The organism is Microcoleus sp. OTE_8_concoct_300 (assembly GCF_031383065.1).
Lineage (GTDB): Bacteria > Cyanobacteriota > Cyanobacteriia > Cyanobacteriales > Microcoleaceae > Microcoleus.
This window is the reverse complement of record NZ_JANMZH010000662.1, coordinates 12285-27112: the sequence shown is the minus strand read 5'-3', so window position 1 is coordinate 27112 and position 14828 is coordinate 12285. Positions and strand designations below refer to the sequence as shown.

The window sequence follows — 14828 nt, the reverse complement described above, 5'->3', positions numbered from 1 at the left end:
TCCCGCCCGTCCTTTTTGGACGGGCGGGACGCCCATCCCACAATAACAATTAAAATTGTAAGTTATTTAATTCGCGGTCCTTATCGGAGAAGTGGCAGAAATAGGGCCGCAAGTGACTCATTTAAAAGTGGGCGATCGCGTTGGTGTCGGCTGGCAAAGGTCGTCTTGTTTGCAGTGCCGCGACTGCTTGCGCGGTAACGAAAATCTCTGCGATGAAAACCAGGCATTAATTGTTACAGACCCGGGCGGTTTTGCCGATTATTTGATGGTAGATTCCCGCTTTGCTTTTCCTATTCCTAAAGGTATCGATTCCAAAATAGCGGGGCCGCTGTTGTGCGGCCGAATTACGGTTTACGCCGGTTTGCGGAATGCGGGGATGGGTTCCGGGCAAGAAATTGGCATTCTCGGCATCGGCGGTTTGGGACACATGGCGGTGCAATTTGCGAAAAAATTAGGCAACCGCGTTACAGTTTTTACTACTTCCCAAGATAAGGCAGAATTTGCACATAAAATGGGGGCGGACGAAGCTATTGTAGTATGAAAAGGCGAAATTCCTCAAGCCCCCAGCAGCAAATTAGATATTTTGTTGAGCGCTGTTCCTGCTGCTTTAGATTGGGTTCCGTACATTGATTTTCTCGATTCTGACGGTGCGCTTGCTTTTGTGGGAGTTCCCGATGCACCTTTGAACATTCCGTTATTTTCGCTGCTGGCAAAGCGACGCCGAATTATGGCTTCGCCGATCGGCGGTCGCGCTATGATTAATGAAATGCTGGCAATTGCAGAGAAGTTTGAGATTGAGCCGATTGTTGAAGTTTTTGCGATCGCACAAGCGAATGAAGCCATGCAGAAAGTCCGCGACAATCAAGTGCGCTATCGCGCAGTTTTGACGATCAGTTAGATAATGCCTAATAGGTAAGGTGCGCCGTGCGCACCCTACTAGAGATATATAAGCAACGAATTAAACCAAAGAATTAGCACTAATAAAACGACCGTTTAAATCGGCTGGGGTCACGTTCAACACAGTACCCAACAAAGCATTAGCAAAACCGAATCTAATATTAGTAGCTTCCACGCGGCCATTGCCATCGGGATCGAGACTTTGCGGCGAGATACCTCCCTTGGCTAACAAACTCGTTCCCCCCGCTATAGTGGAAGGATTGATCAGCAGCAGTCTCGGATCGTTTAAGCTATAACTTACCTGTTCAAAGGAGATATTGCTGCTGGTAAATTGCACACTAATTCCAATCGAATCCCTAGACTTATCAAAATCCACAATTACCGCGTCAGGAACTTCAAACCCAAATTCTCTGATTCCGGCTTGATCGACTCGACAAACAAAGACATCGCTCCCCCCACCACCTTTGTAAATATCCACATCTCTGTCGCCAATTAAAGTATCGTTGCCCTCACCGCCCACTAATAAATCAACACCTTGTCCACCGCGCACCAAATCATTTCCCGCACCCCCATCACAGAAATCGCTACCTCTATCTCCTGTCAAGACATCGTCGCCAGCTTCTCCCAAAACATCGTCATCATCTTTGCCGCCGTAAATAGAATCACTGCCGGCACCGCCTAACAGACTGTCTTTACCATCGTTGCCGAAAATCCGTTCTGCATCTGACGAGCCCCTGACAGTATCATTGCCGCCCACCATCCAAAGTCCCCCAGGAAAACTAGCAAGTTGTCCTGGTGCAAGTGTAATATTTTCAGGAGAATTGTCTCCTACCAAACGAGAGATGCCTGAATTATCGGGCGTGAGTACCATAGTTGTAAACTTTGTGCGATGCGATCGTGGATATTTTGCAATATTCTACAGCTTAGTAGGGTGCGCCAGAACACAGTTACTTTTTCTGAGCGATCGAGCAATGGCTGGCGCACCCTTTGACAGCTCTATCGCTCCATCTTGGCACAAGCCTAAGGGAAGTATCCTAGATTAAAATAAAAGTTAAAATTTGAGCCGATGCCAATTATCTTAGTTGAAGACTTGAGCAAAGTTTATCCAGTAGCGATTAAAGAACCGGGACTTAAAGGAACAGTGCGACACTTTTTCAGTCGCACGTACCGCAATGTCAAAGCAGTTGAGGGCGTTTCTTTCAGTATTGAACCTGGGGAAGTAGTGGGGTTTCTCGGCGCTAACGGTGCGGGCAAAACTACTACGCTGAAAATGCTGACTGGTTTGATTTATCCGTCTGCTGGTACTGTGAGAGTGTGCGATCGCACTCCTTTTCGTCGCGAAGCAGATTTTCTGCAAAGAATCACGTTAGTGATGGGGCAGAAACAGCAGTTAATTTGGGATTTACCCGTGCTTGACTCTCTGCGAATCAATGCCGCTGTCTACGGCATTCCCGATACAGATTATCGGCGGCGAGTGGGAGAATTGACAGAGATGCTGTCACTAGAAGGCAAGTTAAATCAGGCGGTGCGTAAGCTGTCTTTGGGCGAACGCATGAAAGCTGAATTGATGGCAGCACTACTGCACCAGCCGGAGGTATTATTTTTAGATGAACCGACTTTAGGTTTGGATATAAACGCACAGTTTAGCGTCAGGCAATTTCTGCGAGAATATAACGAGCGCTATCAAGCAACGGTGCTGTTGACGAGCCATTACATGGCTGACATTACTGCTTTGTGCAAGCGCGTTTTATTGATCCATGAAGGGCAATTAGTTTATGATGGCAGTTTGGACGGATTGCTCGACAGGTTTGCACCTTATCGGGAAGTTCAGGTAGAATTAGCCCATCCGCTGGCAAAAGATAGCGCTTTTGCTTACGGAGAGGTAGAATCAATTGAGGGAAATTCAGTGCGACTTTTGGTCAAAAGGGAGGAGCTGACGGTGAGCGTGGCAAAGATTTTGGCAGAGTTAGAAGTGATAGATTTGAGTGTTACTGACCCGCCCATTGAAGAGGTGATAGGGCGAGTTTTTCGCACTGGAAAAATTTAAGTTGCTGCGCCGATAAATTTGGTGCGATTAAATTAACCACAATACTTGTAGGGGCGGGTTTAATTAACCATCTATGGTGCAGACTAATAATCTCGATTAACCCGCCCCCACCATGCGCTCGAATTCGATCGCGGGCAATTCACCGGACACGATATAAATATAAATCTACAGGATTTTTTGAGATGCTATATGAACAAATTTTTGAGAATTAGTAAAACTTTCCTAGTTACCTACTACGCTCATATGCTCGAATATCGGGCAGAATTGTTTTTGTGGGCGCTGTCGGGAGCTTTGCCCTTTATTTTGATGGGCGTCTGGATGCAGGCGGCCGAAACTGGTCAATTTGGGCTGAAGTCGATCGACTTTGCCCGTTATTTTTTAGCGGCTTTCATTGTGAGGCAAACAAATGTAGTTTGGGTGATTTGGGAGTTTGAAAAGCAAGTAGTGCAAGGCACGCTATCTAATAGATTGTTGCAGCCTCTCGATCCCGTATGGCATCACTTTGCATCTCACGTTTCCGAAAGGTTTGCGAGGCTGCCGTTTGTATGCGGATTAGTGCTGCTGTTTTTTGCACTTTACCCGCAGGCTTTTTGGCTGCCGAGTTTGGGCAGGTTTTTGCTATTTTTGTTGGTTATCGTCTTGGCTTTTTGCTTGCGGTTCTTGATCCAGTATACCTTTGCGCTGTTTGCTTTTTGGCTGGAAAGGGCAGGTGCGATCGAAGAATTCTGGTTTTTAATTTACCTATTTTTATCGGGACTTATCGCGCCGCTAGAAGTGTTTCCCGCACCGGTGCGCGAAGTAGTTTTGTGGACGCCGTTTCCTTATTTGATTCATTTTCCCGCTTCAATCTTGATCGGATTGCCCGTAGATGTAGGCCGCGGTTTGTTGGTAATGTTGGGTTGGAGTGCGGTGTTTTTTGTGTGTAACCGCTGGCTTTGGCGGCAGGGTTTGAAGCAGTATTCCGGCATGGGAGCTTAAATAATAATTAAAAATTAGAAAACTGTAAGCTGCGTCACAGTAAAATGTTACTCGTTTTGTCAAAAAGACTTACTTGACGCATCCTACTTAACTGTGGAGTAAATCTAAAATCTAAAATCTAAAATCGACTGACGCACCCGAATTAACTGTAGAGTAAATCTCAAATCTAAAATCTAAAATCGACTGACGCACCCGAATTAACTCTGGAGTAAATCTAAAATCTAAAATCTAAAATCTCAAATCTAAAATCGACTGACGCACCCGAATTAACTGTAGAGTAAATCTCAAATCTCAAATCTCAAATCTCAAATCCAAAATCTACTGACGCACCCGAATTAACTGTAGAGTAAATCTCAAATCTCAAATCTCAAATCTCAAATCGACTGACGCACCCGAATTAACTGTAGAGTAAATCTCAAATCTCAAATCTCAAATCTCAAATCTCAAATCTCAAATCGACTGACGCACCCGAATTAACTGTAGAGTAAATCTCAAATCTCAAATCTCAAATCTCAAATCTCAAATCTCAAATCTCAAATCGGTCGATCGCACACATCATGCAAAAATGCAATCGGCAGTATTCGACAATTGCATAAATATCCATTTTTTGTATATATAAGTACAAAACTTTACAATAAAGTCTTATATTAATAAACTCAACGACTGATAAACGGGATGAAAGAGATTCTAATGACAGCCAAAAAAAACCTCATTGTAATCGGCAATGGCATGGTAGGTCACAAATTCCTAGAGTTAATGGTGAACTCGGATGCTACCAAACACTGGAATTTAATTACTTTCTGTGAAGAACCGCGCGTTGCTTACGATCGCGTAAACCTCAGCGGATTTTTCTCTGGCAAAACAGCGGGAGATTTATCTTTAGTTGAACCGGGATTTTATCACAAAAATGACATAAAGATTCACATCGGCGACAAAGCAGTCGCCATCAATCGGGAACAAAAAATAGTTTCTTCAGCCAACGGTTTAGAAGTTCCCTACGACAAAATTGTTCTCGCGACCGGTTCCTATCCATTTGTGCCACCAATTAAAGGCAAAGACGCTGCAGGGACTTTTGTGTACCGGACAATTGATGACCTGGAGGCGATGTCAGATTATGCGAAAAATTGCCAAATTGGGGTAGTAATTGGCGGCGGTTTGTTAGGTCTAGAATGTGCTAACGCGCTGCAAAATATGGGCTTGAAAACTCACGTAGTTGAGTTTGCTTCGCGGCTGATGCCCGTGCAAGTTGACGAAATTGGGGGTGCAATTCTCCGCAGCAAAATTGAAGAGTTGGGGGTTTCGGTTCACACCAGCAAATCTACAACAGAAATTGTTAGCGAAGATGGCAAAGTTAGTAAAATGCTGTTTGCTGACGGTTCGGAATTGGCAACAGATATGATTGTCTTTTCTGCTGGCATTCGCCCCCGGGACGAAATTGCCAGAAGTTGCGGTATAGAAGTAGGAGAACGGGGCGGCATTGTGATTAATGATAGCTGCCAAACCTCCGATCCTGACATTTATGCGATCGGAGAATGCGCGCTTTATCAAAGTCGCGTCTACGGCTTAGTTGCGCCTGGGTATACAATGGCAAGCGTAGCAGCGGATATTTTGAGCAGTGCAGCGGATGACAGGCAAGATGCCTGCACTAGCACTTTTACTGGTGCGGATATGTCCACTAAACTAAAACTTTTGGGAGTGGATGTTGCGAGTTTTGGTGATGCTTTTGCCAACTCTCCCGATGCTAAAGAAATTGCTGTTGCTGACACGTTCCAAGGCATTTACAAAAAATTAGTTTTAAATCAAGATGGCAGCCGGATTTTAGGCGGGATTCTCGTTGGAGATGCTTCTGCTTACGGCACTTTGCTGCAATTCATGCAAAATGAAATTGCTCTGCCGCCGCATCCTGAAGATTTGTTAATGCCACCGCGATCGGGGGCAGCATCTGCTGGCTTGGGTGTGGACAGTTTGCCGGATTCGGCTCAAATTTGTTCTTGCAATAATGTCAGTAAAGGGCAGATTTGTGAAGCGATTCGCGATCGCAATTTAACGGATGTTGCCAGCGTCAAGAAATGCACTCAAGCTGGTACGGGCTGCGGCGGGTGCGTGCCTTTGGTGACAGATATCTTCAAGTCGGAGATGAAGAAAGCCGGGTTTGCTCTCAAAAATCACCTCTGCGAACATTTTGAATATTCCCGTCAAGAATTGTACCATTTAGTGCGCTCTCAAGAGATTAAAACCTTTGATGAGTTGATTGAAAGACACGGCAAAGGTAAGGGCTGCGAAATTTGCAAGCCTGCTGTTGGTTCGATGCTGGCTTCTACTTGGAATGACCATATTTTAGAGAAGTCTCACGTCGGTTTGCAAGATACGAACGATTACTTTTTGGCAAATATTCAGCGCGATGGTACTTATTCGGTGGTGCCGCGAGTACCCGGTGGAGAAATTACGCCGGATAAGTTGATTGTTTTGGGAGAAGTTGCCAGGGATTTTGGGCTTTATACTAAGATTACTGGCGGGCAACGGATTGATTTGTTTGGAGCTCGCGTGGATCAATTGCCACATATTTGGCGTCGGTTGATTGATGCGGGATTTGAGTCGGGACACGCTTACGGTAAGGCTCTACGTACTGTAAAATCTTGTGTTGGTAGCACTTGGTGCCGTTTTGGGGTGCAGGATTCCACGAGTTTGGCGATCGAAGTTGAATTGCGGTATCGTGGTCTGCGATCGCCCCACAAGCTCAAATCTGCTGTCTCTGGCTGCACTCGCGAATGCGCGGAAGCTCAAAGCAAAGATTTTGGGATCATTGCTACGGAAAACGGCTGGAATTTGTACGTGTGTGGCAACGGGGGAATTAAGCCGCAGCACGCGGTTTTGCTGGCTACGGATATCGATAAGGAAACTTTGATTAAGTATATCGATCGCTTTTTGATTTTCTACATCCGCACGGCGGACAGATTGGAACGCACTGCTACTTGGTTTAACAAGCTTGAGGGCGGGATTGAATACTTGAAACAGGTGATAATTGAGGATTCTCTGGGTATTTGTGCTGAGCTGGAAGCGCAGATGGAACATTTAGTGCATACTTATCAATGCGAGTGGAAAACGACCATTGAAGACCCACAAAAAGTGCAGCGGTTCCAGCATTTTGTGAATTCCGATTTGCCTGATCCGAGTATTGTTCGTGTTCCGGAACGAGGACAAACGCGGCCTCCTTACGAATATGAAAAGGCTCTGGCTGGAGTTTCGGAATAACCCCTGCCCAGCCCTCCCCTTGAATCAGGGGAGGGAGCAAGATAACCCCTCCCCTGATTCAAGGGGAGGGAGCAAGATTTAATCTCGTTTAATCTCGTTCCCCGGCTCTGCCGGGGAATGAATTCCCGGAGGCTCTGCCTCCTCGGACCGCGAGGCAGAGCCTCGAAACCTACGTTCCCAGCCGGAGACTGGGAACGAGATTAAAGTAAATTAACAGGAAAATAAGATGGTTCAATCATTACAAGTTTCGGATACTGTGACTACTTGGGTAGATGTGTGTTCTCTGGATGCGATCGCCCCGAATACCGGAGTTTGCGCTTTAGTTGCAGGGGAACAAGTGGCGATTTTCCGAGTGGGAAACGGGGATGAAGTTTATGCGATCAGCAATTACGATCCGTTTAGCAAGGCTTTTGTGTTGTCGCGGGGACTTGTGGGCGATCGCAGCGGCACTTTGAAAGTTGCTTCTCCGATTTACAAGCAGAATTTTAGCTTGGCTACGGGCCAGTGTTTGGACGATGAAACGGTAAAAATTCCGACTTTTACGGTTCGGGTTGCTGCCGATCGCGTCCAAGTAGCTGTTAGCTAGATTCAGCGGCTTAATTGTTCCATCGCCATCCGCCACCACCTCACATTCCTGTGGGTGATGGCGGATTTTACATTGGGGTGCTCCAGAGTCAATACTTTTGATCTAAAATAGAGTCCATCGGCTCCCTACTCCCGGCTCGCTCAAAAAACTATAAACTAATACCGGAGCTGATGCGAGGATTTTAAATGCAAACAAACTCCAGGGGGCAGGAAATCGGTATGTTGTTAAAAAAACTTGTTTCGGAAAATAATCCCCAGACAGTGGCAGAGTTAATCCACGCACAACTCAAAATCGGTCAACTGACTTGGGGCGAACTCAACACACAAGTTTTCTGCCAGCACTGGCGGGACGAATCTTTGCACGAAGTCCTTAAAGAAATTGCAGCCAAGCTTGACAAAGCCACAGCAAGCGAAATTATAGAATATCTGACCGATCAAAACGGTCAAGAAAAAAAATTTATTAATTTGTTTTTAGCAGCGCAATGCCTGTTAAAAGTTAAAAATGGTGTCAAGAAAACAACAGAAAAAAAACTGTTAAAGGCTTTAAAAAAGTTATCGCAATACGGCACAGGTTTCCTGATTCTTTATCAAAGCGCTCAAGAATTGCAGGAAAGTTATCAAATTCGCGAGCAATCGATCGCGACGATCGCCCAAACTTGGAAAAACGACCCGCAAACCCTGCCCTGGCTGAAAATACTCGCTCACTCCAGCGACAGCGGCGAAATCCGAGCCACAGCAGTCGAAGCAATAGCCCGTGGTTGGCCCGACTCGCCAGAAATTTACCTGATGCTCAAAAACCTCGCCTTGGGCGATCGAAGCTGGGCAGTGCGATCGACCTGTGTCCGAGAAATCGCTTTGGGTTGGCCCGACACGAAAGATACCTTGCCGCTGCTGAGAGCCCTGGCGAAGTCCGATCAAAGTCCCGCAGTCCGCACCTGTGCACTGGAACAGTTAGCCTCTCATTGGCCCGATCGAACAGATACCTTGCCGCTGCTGAGAACCGCCGCCGAATTCGACGAAAATTTGGGAGTGCGAGTCTGCGCGTGGCAAGAAATAGCCAGACGTTGGCACAGCGGTTTAGGCACCGCGTCCCTGCTCAAAAACCTTGCCCAGACAGGAAGTTCTATCCTGCGAACAGTAGCGGTGCGGGAGTTGGCAGCGGGCTGGCCCGCCGCGGCAGACGTTTGCCTGCTGCTGAAAACGTCTGCCGAATCCGACAGCAGCAAAGAAGTGCGGACAGCAGCCTTAGAAGAATTGGCCAGGCGCTGGCCAGGCGAACCAGACATTTACCCGCTGCTGAAAACTAAAGCCGAGTCCGACGCGAGTTCGACCGTCCGGCGGGCAGCAGTGCAAGCAATTGCCTCTGCCTGGCCCTTGAACCCGGAAACTCTGACTTTTTTGACAAAAATAGCAGTGGGCGATCGCGAGGCCGAACTGCGAGAAATCGCCCTGCAAGAGCTCGCCGCAGGTTGGCCCGACCACCCAGAAACCCTGCCCCTGCTGCAAAAAATAGCTGATTCCGAGGATTACTGGACTGTGCGGCAAGTAGTAGTGAAAGCAGTCGCCGCACTGCCGTCACCGAGTCTCGAAGTCTTTGCCTGGTTGCAAAATCTCGCCCACTCAGACAGACACCTGAACGTCCGAGAAACTGCGGTGGAAGAGATAGCAAGACGCTGGTCAGATCGGGGCGAGACGCTGCCTTTCCTCAAAAGCCTGGTAGAGTCGGAGCATGATTCTCACTTGCTGAGTGTGCTGGTGCGGGCGATCGTGCGGGGGTGGCCCGACGACCCGGAAACCTTGCCTTGGCTGAAAAATCAGCTTGATTCAGCAGAAGCGCTGGTGCGGCAAGCTGCGGTGCAGGAACTCGCTGACAACTGGCCTTTGGGTGCTGAAACTTCGATGCTGCTTACGGCTAAAGCAGAGGGCGATCGGAGTCCGGCCGTCAGGCAAATGGCTTTGCAAAAGTTAGCCCGGGGCTGGACAAATCAGTCTCAAACTTTCGAGTGGCTGAAAATTAGATCTCAAGAGGATGAAGATTCGCAGGTGCGGGCGATCGCCCTGGTAGAGTTAATCCGGGGATGGAAAGATGAACCGGGAATGTTTGAGTTTTTGCGCGATCGAGCTTTGAGCGATGTTGAGAATCAAAACGGTTCTTTTGCTTACAATCCCCGATTTACAGCGCTTGAAGCGATTATCGAACATTATCCCGAAAATCCGGGAGTTGTGCCGTTGTTGCGATCGCTTTCCGTTTCCGACACCGACGAGCAAATCCGGGCTTTAGCGGGCCGCCGACTCACAAGCGAAGAATGGTAATTTGATTTATAACTGGCCAATGGTGGGAAACTTGGATCTTGTCGATCGAAACACAAGATATCTACGAAGCCAGTTATGACAAGAAACTCACAGTATGGCAGCCAAGGACAGGTATGGCATCCCGACTTTATTCGCTACATGGAGTTTATTGCTAACCATGAAACTTATGCAGGAATGCCAGATGCCTTTAAGGAAGACAAGAAAATTCAGTGGGAAGCACCATCCAATCGTAGTTCCGGGCAGTACAAAGACACGCATCACAAGCGGCGTGAGTGGTGGCGTAAAAAAGCTCTCTCACTAGGTATCGATCCTAAATCTACAACGTGGATCAGTAGGACAGCTAGACAAATTCATCCTACCTTGAAAAAACCTTGTAAGTGTTGTGGAAGAGTGATGGAACTGAGATATGTCTATCCATCGAACATATTGCTGCAAAGGTTAACAAAGGTGGGCTATGTTGATGAAAGCTTTCCGATTGAACCCTTTGAAAGGATCGCAGACTTAGTAACTCGGTTAGTAGAGGTATTGGGAGATTCAGTTTTCTCAAATCTCCCAGATATTCTGCGGACAAGCGAGATTTTACCACCTAGCCTTGATCCCAATTTAGAAAGTTGGCTGAATTGGATCGAAAAGGAGTATATTCCACAAGAGCCAAGCATTTTAAGTCCCGGTGCTATGTCTAATGCACCTGACCGCTTTGATGGCTTTCATTCTTTTAATAAATGTTGCCGGAGTACAGCAGACAGGGGACGAAGCCCATCAAATTTAAGAGCTTACACAACTGATCGCCGTGTTTTTGAGTATTGGACAGAAGGTAATTGGATTGCTGCAAATCGCTTGATGGGACAGATTCGAGCGAATTTCAGTAATGAGTTATGCTTCAACGGACATCCTGGTCCTTGTTCAGCAGATCACATTGGGCCACTATCGCTTGGATTTACTCACAGACCTGAATTTCAACTTTTATGCAAGTCATGTAACAGTGCCAAAAACAATCGTATGGTTCTACGTGAAGTAGTTCACTTACGAGAAGTTGAGGCAAAGGGTGAATCCGTAATTTCATGGCACAGTAAAGCGTTGTGGGATCTACGCAAAGAAGAAGTTTTAGACGATGAGACAGCATTGAGACTGAGTAAACTGTTGCGGGACAATCGCCATACACTAATGAGCATCTTGCAAAGAATTGCTGATGCAGAGCATTTTACATTTCTGGGAACATTTCTAGAGCTTGAGTATGCTGAACAAGAAGTCAAATTTGTTAATCTTCGTGTTGAAAATCACATTACACAGTTAGACCAAATAAGTTATTCTACTCGTGTAACAAAATATCCAGATGAAAAAAAGGCAAGACGTTGCCGAGTGGCATTTGAATCATTACGAAATTATTTCAGGAAGGAAAGCCGTAATACCTATGTTGTGACGACACCCCAAATTGAAGTTGAAATTTGTGCTGTTCTTGATCTATTGGAAGAATCTTCACCTGAGATCAAAAATTTAGATACGCAAATTGCAGAACTCTTATCTAGCACTAGCGAAATTTCATTAGAAGAAGGCTTTCGCGCTATTGTTAAGAGTATCCCTAAAGATGATCCCGGTAACTTTTCCGCTGCTAAGGACAAAATGGCTACGATAATGCAATTAGTGGCACTTGAGTTGATCGAACAGTGGAATAACGATCGTTATGTTCGAGGTGAATTGAATCTAGACAGTTAATTTAAAAGAGGGAAAGCTGTATGCTAACCGCTTAAAAAACTTCAGCTTTCCCTCTAACTGCATAGAGATATTGCTCTGGTGAAATGTATCCTCGCATAAGTTTTTGATAGTCAGTAAAGGGGAGGGAGATGTAATCAAGATTATCTCCATCTTTGCCTGACTCAAGAGGTGGCAAATCATTAAGAGACTCATAAGCTGTGACTGGTAATGGAAGACTGATTGAGCTATTTCTATTAGAATCGGATATAGGTAAAGGGGGCAGAATAGGTTTTGAATTCTGTTGTAAACCAACTAGGATGATGCGCTTACGTCGCTGTGGAATTGCATAGTCCGCAGCGTTAAGTTTCCACACTGTAAGCTGATTGGTTACTGCCATAAGAGCTTCTTTAACTTGCTCAAAGACATGACCACCCTCCATATTTAACAAGCCCATTACGTTCTCAAAGACAAAGCCATCTGGATTTATTGCCTCAATAAATTGTTTGTAATTGTTAAACAGTGAATTACGCTCATCCTGCATTGACCGAGTATTGCCCGCTGTAGAAAATCCCTGACAAGGGGGACCTCCCAAGACAAACAATTTAGAACTAGGGTTCATTTGTCTTGCAGTATTAGCTCTTGAGACAATTTGTGAAAAAACTTCAGGATTACGAATATCTCCAACAATCACAGAGGAATCAACATTTCTAGCATAAGTTTCAAGAGCTATGCGATCAATATCATTAGCTACCACAGGTTGCCAACCTGCCCATTTAAACCCTAATGCTAACCCACCTGCTCCTGAAAAAAGATCTACGAACAGTCCTGGTGAACCTAAATGCAAAGCAATCTGATATGCAAGGAGTGGTGGTACAGCATTACCGATTTGTGTACTAATCGCAGTACGAGATCCGAGAAAAATAAACTCATCTGGAAAGCTTTGAAGCCTTGCTGCCTCACGCTGGCTGATCACCCGATGTTGGCCACCTGCATAATCATAATGAAGATGACAACCATTCCCAGGACGACCGAAATAAGTGTTTATGGTGTAAGCTGGGGCATCTGGAAGTAATCGCCCATAGTAGGTTGAACGGCTGCCTTTACCTTTGGCATAACTTTCTCGAATTTGTGCTAATCGCTTAGAAGGAATAGTAGTTGGAATGTTCTTCCAATTACCTCCAGGCGGAATATGTACCGCCATTGCTAAGTCAAGATCGCTAAGTTTTGCAGAGTAATGATTTGGAATCATGCCTTCTCCCACATCTGATGATCAAGCAAATTCTGACGCTCTTTGGGTAAGAGTTTGGGGAAAGAATCCATAATTTCAGCTAAATCGTCACGATCTAACCCATAAGCTTGAGCCATAACAATTTCAATTTCCATTTCTGCGGCTAAATCTCCGGCTAGTTTTCGCTCTACCAATGGTACTAACCTTTCAGTTAAATCATAGGTGATTGAGGGTATACGAGTCTTGCGTAATACTCCCACAGAAACATGAGCCGTTGACAGCATTGAGCGCACCTGAAATTCAAATGGTAGCGAGGAGATGATGCCAAGCAATGTGTAAAGCTTTGACAAATCATCGGTTCGGCAATGAGCCACACCAAGAGAGTTACCTGTAACCCAGTTGGCAGGAATAATTGTTGCTTGAATCCTTCGCTTTTGGGTGGGTCGGCTCACATCTCGCCAAACGATTCGTGGATACTTCACCGAAGAAGGAATACTTCGTTCTTTTTCTGGAGCGATAAACAATAAAGGCTGGTTAACTCTGGTTAAGCGCTCAATCATTTTACCTTTGAGAAAAGGGTGAGAGCCTTTTAGTGATAAATATTTAGTATGCCCTGTCTCATCTAACTCTCGTCCTGTCCACAATTGCCCTTCACAATTACCTTGCAAATCTCCGAGGGTTGGCAGTTCTGAAAAATGCAGTAGATGAGCTATTTGCGATTTATTAGAAGATACAGGAATAACATGACCATTGGACTTTAAAAAGCTCTCGGGCAATTGAAGTTCTTGATGATATTCAAGGTAACGTAAATGTTTATCGAACTTGTAAATAAAGGTTTTTTGCTCTGGAGTGTTGACTTCAACCGTCATATTAACACAAGCTTGATCGACTCCCTCAAAAAGTCTAGCTTCAGCAGGGAAGTAATCTATATATTTAAGTGTATGGTTTGTAAGTAACCACTTTCGCAAAGATTCAGAGTTTTGATCGTTCAAAAAAGACGCTGGTGAAACGATACCTGTCACTCCCTGATTTTTAGTCAGATGGACAGCCATCTCTAACCCAACACGAGCAAGATTAACCCCCCAACCCGAAAACATTTTTCCCGGCATTGACAGGGGGAAATTACTTTGCAGTTTTTTTGAAAACTCTCGTAGGGAGTCAATATAAATTAACTCCGTTTGCTCATCCAATATTTTAATATCGCGGCGATCGGGTTTTACAACCTCCCAAGGAGGATTTGTAATTGTAATGTCGAATTGAGATTTACTACAGGTTTGTCTCTTTCTAAATTGAGAGATAAAATAAGCAAAGCTATCGTGAACAAATATCTTCAAATTCAACTTAATACCGAGATGATTACCCATTTGCTCAATAGCCTGCTTTGCTTGAATGACTGCTTGCTCGTCATAGTCCCATATTTCAATTCGCCATGAGCGATTTCTAAGACTGGGAAAAGTTGAAGCACGCTCCAGAAGCCAAGCGATTAACCGCCCGTCACCGCAAAAGGGATCGATAACAGATAGCTCTCCAGTCTGTTCTATACGAGATGCAACCGTTAGAACACTATCGACCAAGCGTTCACCAATGAACTTTGGGGTATAGAACTTACCAGTTGTCTTGGTCAGAAGGTTATTTCTTCCAGTTCCTAGCTGGGCAACAGGCATGGACTGAAGTATATCGAGGTGGTTCACAGTTGACTCTCTGGTTTACACTGCATTGTCTTAATTATTAATTATATTCCATTTGGAATATAAGTCAAGCATCTGGTTTATCGGATTTAGGGCCAGGTTTGGGATTGCTGTCTATGTAATTGCTTAGGCTGGAAGCCTCAATTAA

The 14828-nt window shown here is 45.4% G+C and carries 11 protein-coding genes; 8 read left to right on the top strand and 3 right to left on the bottom strand.

Going from position 1 to position 14828, the window contains the following annotated elements; all coding sequences use genetic code 11:
• Positions 1-91 precede the first annotated feature (91 nt).
• Positions 92-541: an alcohol dehydrogenase catalytic domain-containing protein gene (locus ACUVJL_RS30095; protein WP_445249189.1), complete on the top strand. Its 450-nt coding sequence runs from the start codon at positions 92-94 to the stop codon at positions 539-541.
• A 42-nt stretch (positions 542-583) separates the two neighbouring features.
• A complete protein-coding gene (locus ACUVJL_RS30090; RefSeq protein WP_445249188.1) occupies positions 584-898 on the top strand; it encodes a hypothetical protein in 315 nt (104 codons plus the stop codon).
• Between the two features lie 60 nt (positions 899-958).
• Here ACUVJL_RS30090 and ACUVJL_RS30085 read toward each other — a convergent pair whose 3' ends face one another.
• Positions 959-1768 carry a calcium-binding protein gene (locus ACUVJL_RS30085; RefSeq protein WP_445249187.1) on the bottom strand — a complete coding sequence of 270 codons (810 nt, stop codon included), beginning with the start codon at positions 1766-1768 and terminating at the stop codon, positions 959-961.
• A 195-nt stretch (positions 1769-1963) separates the two neighbouring features.
• On the opposite strand from ACUVJL_RS30085, the gene ACUVJL_RS30080 reads away from it, so the two are divergent.
• The 6 genes from ACUVJL_RS30080 to ACUVJL_RS30055 all read left to right on the top strand — a co-directional run bounded on the left by ACUVJL_RS30080 (position 1964) and on the right by ACUVJL_RS30055 (position 11785).
• On the top strand, positions 1964-2944 hold the full coding sequence (locus ACUVJL_RS30080) for an ABC transporter ATP-binding protein (protein WP_445249186.1): 981 nt from the start codon (positions 1964-1966) through the stop codon (positions 2942-2944).
• 189 nt (positions 2945-3133) lie between these two features.
• Positions 3134-3922: an ABC transporter permease gene (locus ACUVJL_RS30075; protein ID WP_445249185.1), complete on the top strand. Its 789-nt coding sequence runs from the start codon at positions 3134-3136 to the stop codon at positions 3920-3922.
• A gap of 690 nt (positions 3923-4612) precedes the next feature.
• On the top strand, positions 4613-7174 hold the full coding sequence (gene nirB, locus ACUVJL_RS30070) for a nitrite reductase large subunit NirB (protein ID WP_445249184.1): 2562 nt from the start codon (positions 4613-4615) through the stop codon (positions 7172-7174).
• Between the two features lie 226 nt (positions 7175-7400).
• On the top strand, positions 7401-7760 hold the full coding sequence (nirD, locus tag ACUVJL_RS30065; protein WP_445249183.1) for a nitrite reductase small subunit NirD: 360 nt from the start codon (positions 7401-7403) through the stop codon (positions 7758-7760).
• Positions 7761-7945: 185 nt separating this feature from the next.
• Positions 7946-10072, top strand: coding sequence for a HEAT repeat domain-containing protein (locus tag ACUVJL_RS30060; RefSeq protein ID WP_445249182.1), 2127 nt, complete (start codon positions 7946-7948; stop codon positions 10070-10072).
• Positions 10073-10147: 75 nt separating this feature from the next.
• Positions 10148-11785 (top strand): Alw26I/Eco31I/Esp3I family type II restriction endonuclease, encoded by a 1638-nt coding sequence (locus tag ACUVJL_RS30055; protein WP_445249181.1) that lies wholly within the window; start codon positions 10148-10150, stop codon positions 11783-11785.
• 31 nt (positions 11786-11816) lie between these two features.
• On the opposite strand, the gene dcm is transcribed toward ACUVJL_RS30055, so the two are convergent.
• Together dcm and ACUVJL_RS30045 are read right to left on the bottom strand one after the other, a co-directional pair.
• Complete coding sequence (gene dcm / locus ACUVJL_RS30050; RefSeq protein WP_445249180.1) at positions 11817-13013, bottom strand: DNA (cytosine-5-)-methyltransferase; 1197 nt, start codon at positions 13011-13013, stop codon at positions 11817-11819.
• Positions 13010-14683, bottom strand: a complete 1674-nt coding sequence (locus ACUVJL_RS30045) for an Alw26I/Eco31I/Esp3I family type II restriction adenine-specific DNA-methyltransferase (RefSeq protein WP_445249179.1) — start codon at positions 14681-14683, stop codon at positions 13010-13012. The genes dcm and ACUVJL_RS30045 overlap by 4 nt, the downstream gene beginning before the upstream one ends.
• Between the last annotated feature and the right edge of the window lie 145 nt (positions 14684-14828).